Below are 18773 nucleotides of genomic sequence, written 5' to 3' on the forward strand. Positions count from 1 at the left end.
ATTGATGCCCAAAGACGTATCGACAAAAGAAACGATAATAAACTGGATGAAACGCTTGAAAGGGATACAACTAATGGACGAATTCACCATACACAATTTGGATATCGATTTCCAAGAACTTGACCAAGAGACAATAGACTACTTGCATGAATGTGCAATCAATCAAAGGCAACGACGTCCCGCATCTTGCGAAGACGGGCAATGCCCCGTATCGGGCAAGAGTGACTTATGCAAGTTCCGTTCCTTATATTTCGGATGTAATGATTGCAACATATACAAAGGCAAGAAACATCTTTTAATCGATAACGTTGGTGATCACCAAAAGAAGCGACGACACAAATCTTAACCTACGGTCCATACCTTAATTTCCTTCTTTCTTGCGAATTTAAGCCCGATCAGGCAATAGACTGCGGTATGCAAGAAGTGGTCCGGTCCGCTTCGCCCATATCTCGTATAGACATCTTTTGCCTTATAGGATTTGTCACCTAATTTTATTTCGAAATCACTTAATAGATTCGTGAAATGAGGTATGGCATCCTCCATAACCTCACGAGAAGTTGGCGCATAAGGAAACGTTATCTTTTTGTTGTGTATTGCTTCGATGCACATTTCTATGGCTTGAGAACGATTGACGTTAAGGCGATAAATCTTATTGTTCTGGTCGTCTTTCTCTTTGTATTCATAGAACTTGTCCACAATCGTGATGCCGTATCTGCAACCTTTGACTATATCAAAGAATATACTTTGAAGTTCTCTTACCTCTTTTTGCCCATATCCCCAGTCAACAACGGCATTTTGGATATTGAATCTTTGGAAAATCTTGGCAATGTGGTCGATTTCTTCTTTTAACGTTCTATAAATCATAGTATCGACAAACTCCATATGCAAGACTTTCATGTTTTTATCCATCACCATAATATGATGACCTTTGCCGCAGTCCATCCCGAAAACGTTTCCAGGTTCTTCGCTTGAAAAGACATAATTCAATTTGTGATCACAGCAGTCCAGCATTTGGTCAACCGTTATCGGTCTCGTCCCACCAGAATACGACATTCCCCAAACTTCGTTTTCCCATAAGCGTTCGCTTTCGTATTCTTCTCTTGCTCTAATGATGTCGGTCGCCGTTATTTGTGGATGCATCATTTGGTGAGTGTGATAGCCTACAAAGTTTGCCTTTGCATGATCTTCGCAAGTTTCTACCCATCTTCCTGCAAGAACGTTTAATACCGATTTGCATTCGATACAACCTTTATAGTATTCGTTTTCTTTATTTGGGTCTTTCATGACGTTTTCTTTTTGCAAGAACTGGCGACGACCACATTTTTTGCATTGGACTTCCCATTCGTTTTTGGTGGACTTTTCCCACATCTCATCGAATTCGTCACCCTTATCTCTTGCAGTTCCTGCCATTAAAAACCATTTATGAGGTGATAATCTAATTATTTCTTTGACTTTGGGAAACCATTTGCGCTTCATATCTTGAACTTCGTCAACGACACAAAAATCACCCGCTAAGCCCAACAATGCAACGGCGTCGCCCCATGCAGAATACATATAGAGATGATTATACAATTTTCTATCGTTATCAACAATAAATCTTTTATGTGAAATGCTGGAGGGCTTTTCGAGATATGCGTCAATCGTACCGTTTACAGAACTATTTATCGCATCGTCGAGTCTTTCTGTGGAAAATACGTTGACCTGTTTCGATCTTGCGATTGTATAAAGCGATACAAAATATTCCAAAACCAAATCAGATACGAGCAACAAGTTGCATATCGTTTCTGTTTTTTCCATTTTTCTTGAGGATTTCCATACAACGGTTTTTGGTTTGTATGGTACGAATTCGTGATAAATCGCCCTAAGGTATGGGCGTTTGTCTAATGAAAATGGTTGCCCCTTTATCGTTCTAATTGTTTCGGCAAAAACGTCGAAGTTTTCGGTTAAGAAGTCAAGTTCCTCCGAGGTGAATTGCTCGGGCTCTGAAGATATTATTTCCGGACCTGTCATCTTTCACCAGATTGCCGCAGTCGGGGCATTCAAGATATGCCCCTTTGCTATTATGAACTTTTCGCCTACCACAAACATAGCACATAATACTCGGATTGGAATATCCACGTTTAAACCGGTTCATCGATGTGCCTCTGTTTTTTATCGTTTACCGCCTTGACAATTCCCACCGCGTTTTCATGATCTAAGATGTCCTTGAACTTGTCGCAATCGACAGAATGTCCTTCGACATCATACATAGCCATAGCGGTGTTGTTAAGTGATACCAGAATAACAAAAGATTCCTTCTCTATCTTGATATTATTTCGATATGCGTTCAAAGATTTATCAAGAAAGTATCCGCGTTCCTTTAAAAATTGTTCCGTATCCATAGACATCACTCATGCAACATCGCTCGGTCCGCCAAACGCTTCTTTTGGGCGATTAACTTGCATTTAGGGCAAACGTATGCTGTGGTTGTTTCTTGCATCTTAATGCTCTTGCACCGTGGACAATCCATCTTTGTTCACCACCTTAACTTCGGCATTCTTTTCGAGATGCAAGATAAGGGTTTCCTTTTCGAATTGTATTCTCGTTACCGTAAAACCTGGCATTTTCAACAACGCCAATAAATCGTCTTTCGTATAGATGAGTTGCATAGATGACAATTTGATTATGAATATATAAAGTTTATAATTTTAAACCGTTGACTTCGATATAATGTTTGGTAAATAAATCGTTGCTATATCTATTTTGGTGTTTTATGAATTCGTCTTTATTGTATTGCTTTATGAAGCGTTCTATTTCTTCGTAAGCGTTCAATATGGACAAGTGTTCCCTTTCGCCAAATACGAAGCGCATTTTATCGAACGACACATTATAGGACCTATTATCGATGTTTTGCACGTCGGATATAACGTTCAGGTTCTTGTTTATCTTCTTTAATTCATCCGCAACCTCCGATATACGCAAGTTGAACGAACCTATATTAATTATTTCCCTCATGCGCATGTGCGGATGCACGACCGTCTGCACGAAGTATTTGGCGGCATCACGAACATGAACAAACGGGCGCCATTGGTCACCGCCAAAGATATTAATCTTGTTTTCTAAAACGGCGCTTTTGATTAATGTATTGATCACCAAATCGAAGCGCATCCTTGGCGAATACCCGAACAATGTGGAAAGCCTGAAAATTTGCCAATCGACATTAATATCCCTATCGGTGCAAACGATATATTTTTCCACGTCTGCTTTTGTCTTTGCATACAACGACACTGGGTTAATGTCGCTTGTCTCATACAGTTCCATTTCTTCGGAAAACCCATAAACAGAACATGACGAAGCGAATAATAATTTTTTTATTTTGTAGTCTTCGGCTAAATCAATAACATTCTTTGACGCTTCGACATTAACTACTCGGGTGTATTCTGGACTTATTGAACATGCGGGGTCGCCAACGATGCCTGCAAGAAGTATAACGTTATCTGTTCCTTTCATCACTTTGGCGATCTGGCAAATGTTCGTTATATCCCCAGTGATAACTTCTACCTCTTTCGTTGGTTTCGGAATAATCCCATGCATGAACGAATCAAATATTTTTACCCTTTCACCGTTTTGTATTAAGCCTTCGACGATGCAAGACCCCAGATATCCAGCACCGCCTATTATTAGAGTTACCATATAATCACCTACGGGATATTTCCGAATAAAAATATTTTATTTCTATCATCTATCTTATATGTTTGTATCGTTGTTATTTCTGAATTTTTATATTTTTCCAAAACTTCATGTTCCGAACTGAAATATCTTACATGCGTATCAGACATAAAATTTGGAACGCTTGCGATATATCTTTTGCCTTTGATCTGGTTCATTAAACGCAAATCGTCCCAAATGTGTTCAAGGAATTCAAGCATGACCACGACTTCGTATTTACCGAGATTTATTTTGCTTATTGCAGAAAAAACGTCGTCGCATGTGAACTTAAAATATTTATTACGTTGTTTAGCCTGTTCTATTGCAACACTTGAAAAGTCCACGCCCATATAATCGACGATACTTGGAATTCCTTCTGCAAATTGACCAGTACCGCATCCTAAATCGAGAATAGATTTGTATGGTCGCAATCTAATATAAACGTCTCGCCATATCTTGATATATATCGAAGATTCGTAAGGTGCCGAATAGTCTTTTTTACCTGCGCCCGCATAGTAATCGTTATATTGTTTTGCGGTAAATTCAGGCAATTCCGCGCCTCCGTTTTGCATCGTCAACGACGATCTTCCGCGGGCGCTTGAATTCTTCTGAATTATAATCCCATTTGCTTGATATATTCGAACCGTGGTGCCAATAGTATTGTATCGGCGTATCTATGAACTTTATTTTATAATTCTCAGACAGGTTCAACCAGAAATCCCACATAAAGTTCCGATGCACATCGTCCCGAATCTTCCAGTCCTTGATTTCTTTCCACGCTTTCGTTCTTACCAAAGAATTATCGATGACGCAACATGTCTCGAGTAAAAAGGCAGGGTCAACATAATAACCCTCATTCGCCCGTATGAAGCGTTTTAATGCCTGTGCGGTGATCACCGAATCGAGAGCGGTGAAGTTCTTGTCTGCATTGATGAAATTACCATAAGCGGCGCCTATTTCTTCGTTTTCTTCAAGCGCATTAAACTCTACCAGTAGTTTATTTGGGAACCAGAATTCGTCGGCTCCGCAGAAGCAAACATACTTGGTAGGATTTATTTTTAGAATATCGAGACCTTGTTGCAAGCCCGCTCTTGGAATACCTTCTTTATTCCATACTTCGATGCGTGAATATTCGGCACTATATTCGTGGCATATCCTTTTGCATAAATCGGGGTCGTCGCCTGCGTCATCGACGACGATAACCCTTTTGGGCAAAATAAGACCACATTCGATGGTCCGAAGCATCGTTGGCAACATTAATTCATAATTTCGGCAAGCGATTATTACCGTTATGTCCTCTGTTCTTTGTAATGGCATAGTTAAGCATCTCGCAGACGTATTTGACATCTGTTAACGTCATGCACACATTGACGGGTAAGGTTAATAATCTTTTCTCAATCACCTGAATTTTTGGGAAGGTATACTTCTGGTGTTCCGTATATAGGGCGAGACGGTAAATCGGTTGATATTCGACCGTAGTTTCAATATTTTTCATTTTAAGGAATGTTTGTATTTCTTCCCGATTGACATCAACGGGCAAGATCACTGTAAAATTATAAACCGTAGTATCGCTGTTTAAGTAATCACGAGCGAACGGCACGGTTAAGCCTGCAATGTTAAGACACCCATACATGTATGTTCGACCGAGTTTTGATAAATGCTTTCTAAATCCTGCCAACTTTTCAAGTTGAACCAGACCAATAGCACATTGATATTCCGTCATTGCACATTTCCCAGATGGGATAATCACATCGTATTTCCTGATTTCGTCTGCGATACGACCTATCTCACGCATACATCGGATTTTTTTGCTTACAACATCACTATCGGTAATAACCATACCGCCTTCACCGATAGCCAAAGTCTTCGTTGCGTGAAATGAGAAAACGCTTGCATCGCCCCAGTGACCAGCATAATAACCGAAAGATGTGGACCCAATTGCGTGAGCGCAATCTTCAATCAAGAAGATGCCTTTTTCCTTGCAAAACGCGGCGATTTTGTTGATGTCTTCGCATATATGCCCTCCGTAATGGACGACAACGACCCCGACGACATCATCCGTATATTTGCGCTTGATGTCTTCAAAATCGGCGTTTAAATCCCGTTCGCTTTTAATGTCGTATAATCGAACGTTGTGCCCGTTTCTTGTTGCACAATTCACGGTTGAGACGAACGTCATAGCTGGGGCAAGAACTGTTCCTATCTTGAATGATAACGCCCGAACTGCAAGATAAAGCCCTTCTGTCGCCGAACAAACAGCGACACCATAATTTTTATGATGCAACTTGGCGATTTTTTCCTCAAATTCTTTCCCTTTATCGTGATGAACAAGCCATCCGCTTGCGAACACCTCTTTTACCGCCCGCAATTCCTTACTGTCATACTTAAATTGTGCCGTTCGAATCATATCCATAAAATCGCCTCTATTCGTCGATGATCTTGTTTAGACGTTGCAGGAATCTTCTCAAACCATACTCGAATCTTGTTTTTACCTTTGCGTCTTCGTCGATGTCGCCCGAGTATCCTTTCTTCATATCTTGAATGCACATTATTATATGGTCGACCTCGTTTAGGCAATTGACATACTCGACGCATTCATCCATCTTATGATTCCAGATCACCTGTTTTCCTGCGCTCAAGTATTCGAGAACACTTATCGACAATCCGTCCGTATGCGTCAATCTTAGCAACGTTGAGACCTGTGGCATAATCGTCTTCATATCCGACCACATTCCTCCGAGATACGTTGCGTTCGGGTGTTCTACTTTTGAAAAGTTCGCAACATCTACTGGTAGACCGTAGATTAAAAATTTAACTTTCGGACAACCAGATATAATCGCATGTAATTTATCCGTTGGACAAATGTTATCATTTCGAATATAAATTCCTACAGTGAATTCGTCTGGCATCGGTGCGTCAAAGAATCTAAAGGTGTTTGGCAAGATATGAATATCCTTGAAGCCTAATTTTATCAAGCGTTCTTCCATTGCCGAATATTCGCATATCACCCGAGGCGTCATAGGATATTCCTTGATATTATATTTACCTTCCTCGAGGTAACGAACTTCGGTGCCTGTGAAATAATAATACGGTGTGCATTTGATATTATTTTCACGGAGGGTTTTAAAGATGTATCTAACTGGATAATCCACTGGCGGCCAGATTAGAACTTTTGAGTGTTGTTTCAATAGACGAACGGCGTCCAGATCATAACGTTTCGCCAACATCCCAGTCATTCTACCCATATCTTCGGCAAAGCCGTCGCACCACGAGTATGAGATTAAAATATTGTTCTTCGTGAAAGTATAAACGTGGCACGGACTTGCCACCTCGAGGTCATCATACAAGCGCCATCCAAATTTCTTGAACAATGCAACGTAATCATGCATAAAGCAATGCTCGTCTGTCTTTTCACATCCTACTGGTTCGGTGATCACCGCGAATTTAAATAATTCGGTGATTTGCTTGATAACGACCTCAATATTTAGGTCGTTGACATGTTCGAGAACGGTATTGCAAAAGAACAAATCGAACTGGTTAGGTTTTAGAAATCTTTTCATGTTCGTTAAGGAATCTACTCTAACTGGCACGTTTGGATATCTGTTCTTGCATTCTTGCGCCAACTCGGACGATAGTTCTATGCCCATCAATTTCTTTCCTGCGAAGATTCTAAAATAATCTCCGACACCGCATCCTCCATCGATGACAGTGTTAAACTTGATTTGTTGCAAGATGCCCGCAAGAAGATCACCATGAGCGATGATAGATTCAGATATTTCCTTTGGGTGTTTTGCAATATATTCCTTCGCTCGGTTTTCCCAATATTCTTTATCTTGATACATATTAACCCCACATTGTATATTTTCCGGATTCGGTATCTACTGCGAATCTGATGCCGTGTCTTCGCAATAGATTTCTTGCCTTCTCGGAAATTTTAGTAACTTCGCCTTCGATCACCATTAAATCAAAATGGAAATAAGCGTTATCGATTCTATAAGTTAAATCGTCAATCTTTGACCAGATTGTATTAAGTTCGCCTAAGATTTCTTCAATCATTTTTTCCTGCTCTTTGACTTCGATACGTGGTAATTTTTGTGATAAGAAATCCTTGGGGCGTGCAGGAATACCAAGCGCAATGCAATTATTTGGAACGTCTCTTGTTACCAAAGAATTTGCACCGATAACGACATTGTTTCCAATGGTGACGCCCGGCATTACCGTCGCATTTGGAATCCATACTTTGTTTCCTATCCTGACAGGTGCGAACTTGACAGGAAAGCCTTCGATGCAAGACAAATAGGCTCCGTGGGTATAAATGTTAGTGAAACGACCAATACCTACTTCGTTGCCTATTATCACTTGTCGGGCGGTATTTATCATCGAATAACTGCCCATATGGAACCAATAACCTATTTTCAAGGATGATAATGTTTCTTGACAGGAACCACCACCAATCTCTGCGTGATGATTCGAATAGAACTCTCGCCCGATCTGGATATCCCGACCGTGGATTATCGTATCTTTTCCGATGATAGAATTTTTCCCAATTTCAAATCTTTCGGTAACTTCTATGTCAACGCCGTCCCGAATTTCGCAATTATCGCCGATAATTAAATTCTTACAATTAATCTTTGCCGTGGGCGATATGCGAACGTTGTTTCCTATTTTTTGCATAACGTCAAAATCAAAGTATGTTAATAAAAATCTTTCTTTCGGTTGAACGACGCAAAAAACTAAATAACTTGATGTCGTTGTATGACTATGGCACGGCTATCTTGGTCATATCTCTTCCATTAAAACCCTCTTTCAAATCCGTGCCGCGGCGGGTATGTATGCCAATGCGTACCCGCCTCAATTTTTAATCGATTCCTTGGATGACGCTTGGAACTGGATGCTTCATTTTAAGGTTTCCAATCTGCTGGATATTGTAGTTCCGCACGTTGGGCTACAAAGAGTATATATACTGGTATTGTGATTATCTATACAATGGAAGTGGACAAATGCAAGCGACAAACAAAATATCGGCAATGTTCGAAGCGATTGCGACGAACGACGGGCTCTGGGAAATGCTCTTCAAGATCGACAACATAATCGCCTTTTCAAACGGAGGAATATAAAATGGTAGCAATCGGAGAAATATACGAAACAAGCTGGGGATATGACATGACGCACAACGATTTCCTACAAATCGTTGCCGTATCGAAGACTGGAAAAACCGTCACTTGCAAGATGATAAAGAGCAAGAAGTTGACAGGCGGCGGATATTCGGGCGAAGAAATCGCCTTGCCCAACGAATTCGTGGGCAAAGAATTCCGCATGAACGTTCGGGAAGATCGCCTGCGCGGACAATACCCGTACTGCGCCCACGTCATAGATAACGATTCATCGAAGCGCATGGGTTCGTTCAAGTTATGGGACGGAAAAGCGACATACTACAACACGGTGGACTAAACATGTTCGAATACGAGTGGATAGACAGCTTTGGGGGCTCCGTCAAAGTCAAGGTTACGACGGAAAGGGGAACAGTGACCATCGACGTGCTCGATTTGATTGATGCATTCAAGCGAGCAAAGAAGGACAAGGACGACGGCGACGACATGCTTTATCTTCTTGAATCGTTCGCCGAGTTCAACGATGACGAAGAGGACGAAGACGACGAAGGCGAAGAGGAATATAACAACGCAATCGCCGAAGAGGACAAGCGCATCGACGAAGAGGAAGAGCGAATGAAGAACGACAAGAAGACAAACGAAGCACCTAAACCCGACGACATGACCGAACTACATTGCAACGATTGTGGCGCACCGATGACCTACGAGGAGTCCAAAAACGGTGTATGCTTCGATTGTGCGAACAACGAAGACGAAGAGGACGCAAAGGACGAAAAGGAGGAATCATAATGGGAAACATGTCTTACTGCAGGATGCAAAACACATACCACGACCTTCGGGATGTCGAAGAACATATCAACGACGACGACATGAGCAAAGACGAACTAAGCGCAAGAGAAAATATAATTTCTTTGTGCAAGAGAATCATTGACAACGCCGTACCCGCCGACGAACTAAACAACAACGCAACAAAGAAGAAAGAACTGGAAGACGAGTACGATTTGTTGATGCACGAGAAATCCGGAAAGACCGAAGCACAACAAAAAGAAATCGAAAAGCGCATGTGCCAGATCGAAGAGGAACTGAACGACATAACAGGTGAGTAAAATGGGAACGGCGATGATTGTCAAAACATACGAGGCTTGGTTAAATCAGGCGAAAGATGCACAAAAGAAACTCGAGGAATGCGGTGCTAAGAACTTAAACGAATTCAACGAAAAGGACCACCAGAACTTTTGCAAGTTGATAGAAGCATTGTATGCCCTCAAAGTGCCGATAGACCAAGATTTGATGCAAAAAGCCGAGATGCGCCCCGTCGATGAATTGTTTTCATAATCGGGGCGTATTTTTTTTCTCAAAATCCCAATAGTCTTAAATAAACGTGCCACGGACAACCTTCTTCTGCATAAGCGCATACAACAGATGGCGACACCGTTCCATCTGGGGAAATTGTATGATCATCTATCGTCTCGATTTTGTTGCAACAACCACACCTAACAACGGTAGACTTTTTACCGTATGCATTTGTCCAATAAGTCCATTCGCCCACATCTGGGAACTTTTTATCGGTCTTTTTTAATTCTATCATAACATATCCCCATGAGCGTCTTCGTATCGACAATGCCATCTATCGTTCGTATGTTATCTATCACGATTTGCTGAAGTTCTTGCATATCTTTGGCGGTGATCTTGGCAAGAAAGTCAAATTCTGAAAATATAGGATAACATTCATCAATTTTATTTTCTGATTTTAACGCATTGAAGACGAAATATTCCTTTTCCGTTTTCACCTTTATCAAGACGAACCCAATAACTGTCATGGGTGATTATATGTCTTCGTTATTATTTCAATCTTTCGAATCGCCATAAAGATGTTATCAACTACAATAACCGGAAAATGAAGATTCAAGGCATCTTCTGCAACTTCGCTACCACATCCCGTGCGGACGAGGATAGTCCTGCAACCAGCAGAATGTCCAGATCGAAGGTCAGAAATAGTATCGCCTATCATAAAAGATTTCTGCATATCTATGAGTAGGTATTTTTTTGCTTCGTTGAGTAAATACGGCTTTGGTTTTCTACATGCGCAGGCAATAGCCGTATCGTGAAAACAATAATAGAACTTATCGATTGTGGTGCCATATTCCTTAAGTTCTTCTTGCATTGCGTTCTCAAATTTTAAAACGTCTTCGATGGTGTAGTATCCGCGACCTACACCAGATTGATTCGATACGACGATCACCAAAAAGCCCATATCGTGGGCGAACTTTATGGCAGCCTTTGCGCCAGGCAAAAATTTCAAGTCTTCTATTTTGTAGGTATGCCCGTCGTCTTGCGTTATCGTTCCGTCTCGGTCTAAAAATATGGCTTGTTGCATCAAAGAACTTATTTCAAAACGAATAAATAAACTTGTATGCAAGGTCACCGATATTAAAATTTAAATAAAGATAAATCGATGTTGCGCTTATGGCATACACATCGTTCTCAAAGAAAGGGGACAACGTTTCCTTTAAGGGTAATTTGTATGTCGTCAAAGTCATCGACGAGACTGGTATCATCTTAAGGAAGATAGATGGCAATGCCGACTTTGAAGCATTGACGCATGAAGAAATCAAAGAAGCAGAAGAATCGGGTGATCTGGTCGCATACGTTGAACCTGACGAAGCGAGTATATAAAGGGAACCAAGTTCCTTGGATTGAGCTTGGATTGTAATCCGTGCACCAAGTGATTTTGTCGCTTGTCGTTTTCTATGTAGTTCCAGCGTCGGAACTACAAAGAGTTTATATATAGGTTTGTTTATACTATATGATGGAAGTGGTCAAATGACAACATTCGGAAACAAGAAACTCAACAAGAAGGAAAAGAAGCACCTGAAAGAGTGCGGAATTGTGGGCAAGTGGATGATGGAACAACAGGTAAAGGCTATGCTTGAAGAACGCAAGAAGTCCAGAGACGAGCGTGTTCTTTGCTGGGAATGCTGGACAATCGCTAAGAAACTCGGAATGGTTAAAGAAGTTTGCCCCGAATGCGGGTGCACATGGGGGGATTCTTCCCGAGAATGCGACGCCTGCCACTCGCTTGTAAGCCCGATTTTTGTGGAGGCATAATCGTGATCAACGAAGCAACGATAAAGGAAGCCGTTGCAAGCGACCCGACGCAAGAAATAACTGAAGGTGGAAACGTCGTAGGCGAAAACTGGAACCTCCGCGTTAATGCATTCGTCGAAGCACATGGCAAGATCGTCGGGTCCATAGTTTACAACTACCTCTCGGATGATGAAATATACAACAAAGGAAAAGCCGCAATCGAGCACGGAATGATTGCAGGTACCGATATGTATATCGGCGTAATCCAAGAATACGCAAAACAGGGATATTTCCACTGCATGATATGTGGGGCGCATATACATCACCACTATTGGGCGAAGATGAACGACGGGAAATATGGTGCAATCGGCTCCGAATGCATCGACGTAATAACGGGCACAACGATAGGCGAACTTGCCCAAGTAGCCGCTGGAAAGGCAATACGTGATACGCTTGCAAGAAGGAAAGCCTCGGCGGTCAAAAGGGAATTTGTCAGGTATTATAATGCGCTTGATGACGACGAAAAGAACCACGTATTTGTCATAAGCGACGGGATAAACAGGTCTTGCCCATACATCACCGAATCACAATACAAGAAGACGAAAGAAACATACCACTTCCGCGAAAGGGCGAAATTCAACGAAACGAACATAATAGAATTCTGCAAAGAACATTCCAAATGCTCGGAATTCATGTCGTCTTGCGTCGAACACCCAACTTTTGGAAGAATCGAAGCGGTTAAAAATTGCGGATGCAAGACCTGTGGAACGAAGTTCAAAGCCCCAAAGTTCGAAGCAAAACCACCCGAACATTTCAACGTATGCGATTGGCTGGTTGCAAGACCAATAAACTTCAAGGATATCAAGATAGTTCAAGAAGTTGCCGAAATGAAGAAATGCGGAACGCCTTGCGCTTGCATACAAGAAATCACCTGCGAAAAACACATGAAGTGGATTGCCGATTGCATAATCGGAAGCGATAAGTCTACCACGTGGAAATTCAAAAGCGCAATAAACGATATAAAAGTCCTGATTGAAATCGGATACTTAATGCCTGACTTTGGCAAGGTCGAACCTGACCCAATGAGTGATGACGAAGTAAAAACGCTTAATGCAAAGGTCAACAAGGAAATAGAACGTGCAACGAAGATGGCGGACAAGATGAAAGCCGACTTTGAGGCAAAGAAGCAAAAAGAAGAAATCGAAAAGAAAAATTATGAAGCAAAGTTTAAGACAGGAGGGAATTAAAATGGACGGTAGAATGAAACAATCTTTGGACAAACACATAACTGGAAATTATGGCGAGGACCAATATCCTGAAGAGAAAGAAGATTGCAACCCCAAAGAATATATCAGATGCCTGCAATGCAACGAAGCAATGCCACGAAGCGAATTTCTCGAACATTTCAGGACGAAGCATGAAGCGGTGATCACCGACTTCTTGAATGACTTTCTAAGGGAAGCCGAAGAACTTGCGACGAAAGAGAACGAAACGTGCATACATCAAGGTATAGAAAAGGACGAAAAGGGGAAGACGCATTGCAAGATAACTAACACCCCATGCACATGGTCAAGCGTTCCCAAGGACTGCCCGAAAGAAGCGAAAGATTACACTAAGAAGTATAGACTTAATGGGCATCTTCGTTCCTGCGATTGTGGCGAATGCTTCGATTGTGATGCCGATAACGACGAACTATAAACGCTTATCAAGACGACGAAGCAAACCACTTCCACTTCGTCGTCTATTTTTTTTTTAATCATGTTCTAAGATAACAAGATTTGTTTTACCCTTTTCAAAAGGATGTTGCATTAAAGTATCAAGATTCTTGGCTTCTTTTTGTGATACAATCGCTTTAAATGATACGTTCAATTCCACAAGGTCGCCTTGCGTCTTATTGACGCTTATCGAATTAAAGTTTATAGCCCTTAGTTCAAGAATTCGACGCTTCAAGGAAGATCACCTACGACATACCCGCAAGCGATATAAGTTCCTCATAAATGCAATCGAGACATATGTTATACTTGCGATTTGGGTGGCATACTATTTGTTTGCAACGCATACATTCCACCCGATTGTCGGCAGGCTTTTCTTGCGTCGTTGCTTCGATGACTCCCGCCGTTTTTGCGGGCAAAATAACGAACTTGCACCCAAACATCTCGGTAGCCCTTTCGAGTTGCTTCGTGAGTTCTTTTATCGCAATATCAGTAAGATCATCCTTGAACTCAATAAGGTAGATTTTGTTGGGCTCCAGATTCGATATTTTCTTTATGTCGAACTTCATTATATCCGCTCCTTGACTCTCGTTACCATTCTTATAGAATTGGAAATGACCGCGCGGTCGGATGATCTTGTTAATTGCTTATACGATGCGCGGAGGTATCGCAACGCCTTGGATAAGTTTTCTTTGTCGCTTGTCATATTATCACCTAAAAAATGTGGCGCCCGACGGGATGGGATGTTCACATCGGGCACCTGGTTTTTGCTTTTAGGGATTGTTTTGGGCTCTGCACTCGAAAGCACAAAGACAAAATGACAACAAGTTATGGATATAAAAGTTTTTAGTTATGTGGTCGGTGTTTTCCCAAGTTGCGCTTGGCGTGATTCAAACAACGCTTATGAGACCAAAGGATTTTTCCGGTTGTTGGGTCCTCTTTCTTCATTGCCTTACGGTCTGATTTTACCGATATTGGTCGCCCGCAGAACTGGCAATATTGTCGCATATCTATTCCTTCTTGACGATCTTGGTGATTTTCCAGCCTTTCAAGTTGGTGATCTGGTCAGTCAAATCGACGACGACAACGCAATGAGTATCCTTTTTGGGGTCGTCGGTCTTCTTAGGTGCTTCTAAGATTAAGATAGAACGATGTTCTATACCCAATTTCTTCAAACGAAAATCGGCAAGATTGGCATAATCGGCACAATCCTTCGGCGTCGATTTTTGTATTTTCATATCTTTAACCTGCTGATTGACAAAATCTTCCATATCGGTCATGATTTCACCTTCTCGGGCAAATGGTCTCTTTTGTTTAGTTCGGTTATTTTCTCGTCTATGAGTTGTATGTCGAATTGTGTTAGTTGTATTATTGTGGTGGGCTTCGATTGCATCGGCATAAATACCCATTGAAGATATCCATTTTTTAGGGTTTGCTCAATCATGCCTATGAGTTGTTCGCCCTCTTTTACGGTATATTCTGTAAGTACTCGGTCTATATGTATATGTATCGTCATTTTATCACCTTCTTTTCCTTGGAACATCGGCAACATTTGTATTTCTGGACGGTGACGGGCTTGATACGATTGCACCACATTATTTCCATCTCGTCGTAATATTTCCGACCGTGATGATGCCAGCAGTGGAAACCCAAGATGCATAGGATGTTTCTCATTCTTTTTTACCTCGTTTCTTTTTGGGAAGGATGGCAACTTCGACGATTTTATCACCAGATATTAGGATGGAAATGTCGATCATCTTGCCGTCTTGAACGATGTCGGATAATTCTGGTAAGGAGGCTTCGGTGGCGAAAAATTCGACCTTGATTATGTGCTTATACAGAACATCATTGGGATTTTTGTGTATCTGGTGCTCAGATATGGTCGCTTTATCTATTTTCATAACTTTTGCCCCCGAGCATCAACAAGATTGGACTTATGTTGATCTAACATTTTGAGAACGGCTTCTTGCGCGGCTTTCTGGGCGGCGATTTCGGCAGCCTCAACCTCGGCACGAACTTGATTATACCCGTTAATGTCGCCGCCTAAGATTTGACAATACTTCTGGTATATCTCGTTAGCCTTCTTTTCTTCTTGCAATCGGGCAATAAGATAGTTTATCGTGTTCATCGTGGCTTCCATTTGCGTCAATAGTTCATGAGCGGATGGCATTACTTCACCTTTCCACTTTTGCAATCATCACAAAGACCTAATTTCTTATTTATGGGTATTCCATCTCGGATGGGGATGGGCTTCCAGCAACGCCGACAGGTCGTATATTGCATCAAGATTCCTCCTTTCTATCACGGGTGAAATATAAGGTAAATACCATCGTGATGATGGTCGCAATTTCGCCAGAAAGAGTGTTGGTAACGGCGCAATATATGAAGACGGCGCCGGCTACTAAGGTAAGGATGAACCTGCCAGATGACATTTTACCAACTAAGTAATCCTTGGAAGGCATTAGCACACCGCCGAATCGTGCAAAGTTTTGGTCTTATCGACATCGACACAGGATGGGCAGCAGGTATTCTGGGAATTGGTGCAGGATGGCTTTTGTTCGTGATCGTCGGCGTGGGAACAACCGAGGCAGGATGGGCGAAAAGAAGGGCAACGGACGATCATTTTTTCACCTTTTCTTGGCGGGAAATCTCACGTTCGAGATACCATTTTGCCTTTTTCAAATCTTCTATTGCATCACCTTTTTTGCCAGATCGGGCAATATATTTAACAACATTGCCCAAATGAAAGTTTAAAGCCCAATCTTCAATAACGTCGATGACTTCGAATTTACCGGAATTATAATGCGACGGGTGGTTAACTTTGTTGTCGGTCATCCCAATGCCTCCGATATTTTCTTGTATGCAGAATATAATGCAGCTTGTTCTTTTTTAGGATAGTTCGCTGTTCCAATTCCCATACGATCATCCAATTCAGCACGTATAACCTGCAATTCTAAAATTGTGAATGATATTTTTTTTTCTGTCACTCTTTCACCTTCAGGTGTTTTAGGTGCCAGTTGGAAGCTGCGACAAGAGTTTTTCCGCCGGTTATGGCACCCATATTTCGCAACGTGTTAATGTTTGAGGACAGGGCAGGGTAGGAAATTCCGGTCGCTTTCAAGATTTCTGGTCGTGAAACGGGTCCAGAATTGCGGATATACTCGTAGACTATTAACGATGTTAGCGGGCGCATAAAGTGAAATCGTTTTAGGATTATTTAAAAGATTGCGTCGTATACTGTCATGAAGCCCCAAAGATTCTTATTGTGTTCGGAGGTCAAGTTGAAGGACGGTATCTTATCGGCGTATCGCTTATAGAATTTAGAGGCAAGGAAAGAGGAGGTGATACGGGAGGTTTCGACATCGCCAAGGTCGATTGTATATTTATGGAGGACGGGAGGGGTAATGTCGAAAAGGGATGGGTCAAGATGTCGAACGATTGTCTCACGGACAAGGTCGGCATATTTGCCAATTTTTAGGAAAGAATCGTTGCACTCGGCAACGACGGAAAGGTAGGCGTAGGATGTGAATGGGTAAATAACGTCTTGAAATTGATTATACCACTGGGCAGTCCATTCACCTTTGAGTGGGCAATATTGGAGCCAGCGATTGATGGGAATGTTATCACAATAATGGAAGTTTTTGTAGTTGGGATAATTGCGGGATGGATAATCGAATATTTCACCGCCGTAGGAACCGGAGATTACGGTATAATCACGTTCAAGATGGTATGGGACAAGATCACGCCAGAAATTCATCTGACCAAACCACGTATAGAAGCCGTTTAGAGGGCGATCTTTATGACCGAGGTCATATGGGTTTAAGGAAGGCATTGGAAAGGTGGAATAGAATGAAGGAGACCAACCTTGTTTTTCCATTATCAGGTTAAAAAGTTTTTCTTCTGGCTCGTGGCATCGGAAATGGATATGAGGTAAATCTTTCTTGAATTTACGAAGCATCAAAGAATTAATGCGTGAGTCATACCCACTGGAATGAAATACGAGGTAATGGTTTTTAGACGAAAGAACAAAACTGAAAAAACGGTCTAAGGCACCTATTAGTTCGTCGCAATAGTCATCTAATGAATTAACGGTGGGTGTCTTATCTTGCAAGATGTGGAGGTGGGAGGGAGAGGTCAGGAGGATTTTCTCGGCAGGCGAAGCGAGACGGATTTCTCGGAAGGGCGTTTCGATATAGTTGCGTCGCTTATAGTTGGGATTCAGGTAATGTTCGTCGAAGGTCAAGGAAGGGAGGGAACGAGCGACATCAAGGATATTGGTGGACGCCTTGTCATTGTCACCGATAAAGATGATGGACGGATAGCAAAGAGGGAAGGAAGCGGACTTTTTACCTATAAAGCGCATAAAGTGGGAATGTGGGTTTGGAAATTTATACTTTATGCTCATCAACGTAATGGGATAATCCGTGGAAGTCTGTGTGACCCAAATTTTCAGGTAAATTAATGGTGCGGGAATCTTCCATCATACGACGGATATAGGAATGTCGGAGGACGTGGATGTGCCTCTTTTCTTTGGGTAAGTTTAAAGAGATTGCAATGTCGGTATAGATACGTTGCATTTGCCGTTTAGACATACGGTCAGATTTGTTGGAAGAAATTAAAGGACTTTTCGGGTCTTTACCAGATATATGATGGGATAAAATACGTTTCAATGATCTGGAATAAATGGGTATTGTCCGACCTTCAGGATGGTATTTTGAGGAAGAAACACGAATATCGGAACAATCTGGTGATATGTCTTCAACGTTGAGTGCAGATATTTCACCCACTCGCATACCAGTATCGATTGCAAGACGTAAGATCAAATGGTCACGGTGATGTTTGGCACTATCAAGAACTTGGTTAAGTTGTTCATCGGTTAAGGCGTTCATAGATGACATTATTATTCTGATAAGTATATAACAGTTTTGGATTTTGGTAACCTGCTGGAACTTTCCGGAAAATGGAAGAGTTATCAGTTTTCTGGTTTTTGGGAAGAGAAATGCATCTCACATTCCCATCTTCCACGGCCGACCGCCACAGGAAAAAAGAATTCTTTTTGGGAAAATTTCCGCCGCCGACGGGTGATCACCGTGTCGTCGTTGTTGTCGTTGTGCTTAGAGTGTCATCACATCTGTTATTTAGTGTCATAAGGATGACGTTATATTTATATACAGGC

At 41.7% G+C, this 18773-nt stretch carries 30 protein-coding genes; 10 read left to right on the forward strand and 20 right to left on the reverse strand.

Features of this window, described 5'->3' with window-relative positions; translation table 11 throughout:
* Positions 1-4 precede the first annotated feature (4 nt).
* A complete protein-coding gene (locus WC407_RS12820) occupies positions 5-346 on the forward strand; it encodes a hypothetical protein (RefSeq protein WP_373023065.1) in 342 nt (113 codons plus the stop codon).
* On the opposite strand, the gene WC407_RS12825 is transcribed toward WC407_RS12820, so the two are convergent.
* The 9 genes from WC407_RS12825 to WC407_RS12865 form a co-directional block, all read right to left on the reverse strand.
* Positions 343-2010, reverse strand: a complete 1668-nt coding sequence (locus tag WC407_RS12825) for a phage terminase large subunit family protein (RefSeq protein ID WP_373023066.1) — start codon at positions 2008-2010, stop codon at positions 343-345. The two genes, WC407_RS12820 and WC407_RS12825, sit on opposite strands and share 4 nt — an antisense overlap.
* A 110-nt stretch (positions 2011-2120) precedes the next feature.
* Complete coding sequence (locus WC407_RS12830) at positions 2121-2381, reverse strand: hypothetical protein (RefSeq protein WP_373023067.1); 261 nt, start codon at positions 2379-2381, stop codon at positions 2121-2123.
* A gap of 99 nt (positions 2382-2480) precedes the next feature.
* Entirely contained in the window at positions 2481-2648 is a 168-nt protein-coding gene (locus tag WC407_RS12835; protein ID WP_373023068.1) for a hypothetical protein, read from the reverse strand.
* 31 nt (positions 2649-2679) lie between these two features.
* Complete coding sequence (locus WC407_RS12840) at positions 2680-3672, reverse strand: NAD-dependent epimerase/dehydratase family protein (RefSeq protein WP_373023069.1); 993 nt, start codon at positions 3670-3672, stop codon at positions 2680-2682.
* An 8-nt stretch (positions 3673-3680) separates the two neighbouring features.
* A complete protein-coding gene (locus tag WC407_RS12845; RefSeq protein ID WP_373023070.1) occupies positions 3681-4238 on the reverse strand; it encodes a class I SAM-dependent methyltransferase in 558 nt (185 codons plus the stop codon).
* Positions 4231-4944, reverse strand: coding sequence for a glycosyltransferase (locus WC407_RS12850; RefSeq protein ID WP_373023071.1), 714 nt, complete (start codon positions 4942-4944; stop codon positions 4231-4233). Before WC407_RS12850 ends, WC407_RS12845 begins: the two co-directional genes overlap by 8 nt.
* Before the next feature lie 4 nt (positions 4945-4948).
* Positions 4949-6100, reverse strand: a complete 1152-nt coding sequence (locus tag WC407_RS12855) for a DegT/DnrJ/EryC1/StrS family aminotransferase (protein WP_373023072.1) — start codon at positions 6098-6100, stop codon at positions 4949-4951.
* Positions 6101-6110: 10 nt separating this feature from the next.
* Positions 6111-7529, reverse strand: coding sequence for a methyltransferase domain-containing protein (locus WC407_RS12860; RefSeq protein ID WP_373023073.1), 1419 nt, complete (start codon positions 7527-7529; stop codon positions 6111-6113).
* A 1-nt stretch (position 7530) separates the two neighbouring features.
* Positions 7531-8361 (reverse strand): hypothetical protein, encoded by an 831-nt coding sequence (locus tag WC407_RS12865; protein ID WP_373023074.1) that lies wholly within the window; start codon positions 8359-8361, stop codon positions 7531-7533.
* A 444-nt stretch (positions 8362-8805) separates the two neighbouring features.
* On the opposite strand from WC407_RS12865, the gene WC407_RS12870 reads away from it, so the two are divergent.
* From WC407_RS12870 to WC407_RS12885, 4 genes are read left to right on the forward strand one after another with little or no spacing between them, the layout of a single operon-like run.
* On the forward strand, positions 8806-9138 hold the full coding sequence (locus WC407_RS12870; RefSeq protein ID WP_373023075.1) for a hypothetical protein: 333 nt from the start codon (positions 8806-8808) through the stop codon (positions 9136-9138).
* 2 nt (positions 9139-9140) lie between these two features.
* Positions 9141-9587 (forward strand): hypothetical protein, encoded by a 447-nt coding sequence (locus tag WC407_RS12875; RefSeq protein WP_373023076.1) that lies wholly within the window; start codon positions 9141-9143, stop codon positions 9585-9587.
* An 8-nt stretch (positions 9588-9595) separates the two neighbouring features.
* Positions 9596-9904 carry a hypothetical protein gene (locus tag WC407_RS12880; protein ID WP_373023077.1) on the forward strand — a complete coding sequence of 103 codons (309 nt, stop codon included), beginning with the start codon at positions 9596-9598 and terminating at the stop codon, positions 9902-9904.
* Between the two features lies 1 nt (position 9905).
* On the forward strand, positions 9906-10133 hold the full coding sequence (locus WC407_RS12885) for a hypothetical protein (RefSeq protein ID WP_373023078.1): 228 nt from the start codon (positions 9906-9908) through the stop codon (positions 10131-10133).
* Positions 10134-10360: 227 nt separating this feature from the next.
* Here the strand turns inward: WC407_RS12885 and WC407_RS12890 are convergent, their stop codons facing one another.
* Together WC407_RS12890 and WC407_RS12895 are read right to left on the reverse strand one after the other, a co-directional pair.
* Positions 10361-10618, reverse strand: coding sequence for an Lrp/AsnC ligand binding domain-containing protein (locus WC407_RS12890; protein WP_373023079.1), 258 nt, complete (start codon positions 10616-10618; stop codon positions 10361-10363).
* Positions 10615-11175: a D-glycero-alpha-D-manno-heptose-1,7-bisphosphate 7-phosphatase gene (locus WC407_RS12895; RefSeq protein ID WP_373023080.1), complete on the reverse strand. Its 561-nt coding sequence runs from the start codon at positions 11173-11175 to the stop codon at positions 10615-10617. Before WC407_RS12895 ends, WC407_RS12890 begins: the two co-directional genes overlap by 4 nt.
* A gap of 89 nt (positions 11176-11264) precedes the next feature.
* Between WC407_RS12895 and WC407_RS12900 the strand changes: the two genes are divergently transcribed.
* From WC407_RS12900 to WC407_RS12915, 4 genes are all read left to right on the forward strand, one after another.
* Positions 11265-11474: a hypothetical protein gene (locus tag WC407_RS12900; protein WP_373023081.1), complete on the forward strand. Its 210-nt coding sequence runs from the start codon at positions 11265-11267 to the stop codon at positions 11472-11474.
* Positions 11475-11621: 147 nt separating this feature from the next.
* Positions 11622-11906 carry a hypothetical protein gene (locus tag WC407_RS12905; protein ID WP_373023082.1) on the forward strand — a complete coding sequence of 95 codons (285 nt, stop codon included), beginning with the start codon at positions 11622-11624 and terminating at the stop codon, positions 11904-11906.
* 2 nt (positions 11907-11908) lie between these two features.
* Entirely contained in the window at positions 11909-13132 is a 1224-nt protein-coding gene (locus WC407_RS12910) for a DUF5830 family protein (RefSeq protein ID WP_373023083.1), read from the forward strand.
* Complete coding sequence (locus tag WC407_RS12915) at positions 13101-13583, forward strand: hypothetical protein (RefSeq protein WP_373023084.1); 483 nt, start codon at positions 13101-13103, stop codon at positions 13581-13583. Before WC407_RS12910 ends, WC407_RS12915 begins: the two co-directional genes overlap by 32 nt.
* A 54-nt stretch (positions 13584-13637) precedes the next feature.
* On the opposite strand, the gene WC407_RS12920 is transcribed toward WC407_RS12915, so the two are convergent.
* The gene (locus tag WC407_RS12920) at positions 13638-13760 is read right to left on the reverse strand and encodes a hypothetical protein (RefSeq protein WP_373023085.1); all 123 of its coding nucleotides are present in this window, start codon (positions 13758-13760) and stop codon (positions 13638-13640) included.
* Between the two features lie 157 nt (positions 13761-13917).
* Here WC407_RS12920 and WC407_RS12925 point away from each other — a divergent pair, with 157 nt between their 5' ends.
* Positions 13918-14418 (forward strand): hypothetical protein, encoded by a 501-nt coding sequence (locus WC407_RS12925; protein WP_373023086.1) that lies wholly within the window; start codon positions 13918-13920, stop codon positions 14416-14418.
* 189 nt (positions 14419-14607) lie between these two features.
* Here the strand turns inward: WC407_RS12925 and WC407_RS12930 are convergent, their stop codons facing one another.
* The 8 genes from WC407_RS12930 to WC407_RS12965 all read right to left on the reverse strand — a co-directional run bounded on the left by WC407_RS12930 (position 14608) and on the right by WC407_RS12965 (position 18486).
* Positions 14608-14877 (reverse strand): hypothetical protein, encoded by a 270-nt coding sequence (locus WC407_RS12930; protein WP_373023087.1) that lies wholly within the window; start codon positions 14875-14877, stop codon positions 14608-14610.
* Positions 14874-15113, reverse strand: a complete 240-nt coding sequence (locus WC407_RS12935; protein ID WP_373023088.1) for a hypothetical protein — start codon at positions 15111-15113, stop codon at positions 14874-14876. Before WC407_RS12935 ends, WC407_RS12930 begins: the two co-directional genes overlap by 4 nt.
* Before the next feature lie 154 nt (positions 15114-15267).
* A complete protein-coding gene (locus WC407_RS12940; RefSeq protein WP_373023089.1) occupies positions 15268-15498 on the reverse strand; it encodes a hypothetical protein in 231 nt (76 codons plus the stop codon).
* Positions 15495-15767, reverse strand: a complete 273-nt coding sequence (locus WC407_RS12945) for a hypothetical protein (RefSeq protein ID WP_373023090.1) — start codon at positions 15765-15767, stop codon at positions 15495-15497. The genes WC407_RS12940 and WC407_RS12945 overlap by 4 nt, the downstream gene beginning before the upstream one ends.
* 449 nt (positions 15768-16216) lie before the next feature.
* Positions 16217-16432: a DUF3310 domain-containing protein gene (locus WC407_RS12950; protein ID WP_373023091.1), complete on the reverse strand. Its 216-nt coding sequence runs from the start codon at positions 16430-16432 to the stop codon at positions 16217-16219.
* Positions 16429-16584, reverse strand: a complete 156-nt coding sequence (locus tag WC407_RS12955; RefSeq protein ID WP_373023092.1) for a hypothetical protein — start codon at positions 16582-16584, stop codon at positions 16429-16431. The genes WC407_RS12950 and WC407_RS12955 overlap by 4 nt, the downstream gene beginning before the upstream one ends.
* Before the next feature lie 230 nt (positions 16585-16814).
* Entirely contained in the window at positions 16815-17960 is a 1146-nt protein-coding gene (locus WC407_RS12960; RefSeq protein WP_373023093.1) for a hypothetical protein, read from the reverse strand.
* A gap of 25 nt (positions 17961-17985) precedes the next feature.
* Positions 17986-18486, reverse strand: a complete 501-nt coding sequence (locus WC407_RS12965; RefSeq protein WP_373023094.1) for a tyrosine-type recombinase/integrase — start codon at positions 18484-18486, stop codon at positions 17986-17988.
* Between the last annotated feature and the right edge of the window lie 287 nt (positions 18487-18773).

It is taken from the genome of Sulfuricurvum sp. (genome assembly GCF_041651515.1).
In the GTDB taxonomy this organism is placed as follows: Bacteria; Campylobacterota; Campylobacteria; order Campylobacterales; family Sulfurimonadaceae; genus Sulfuricurvum.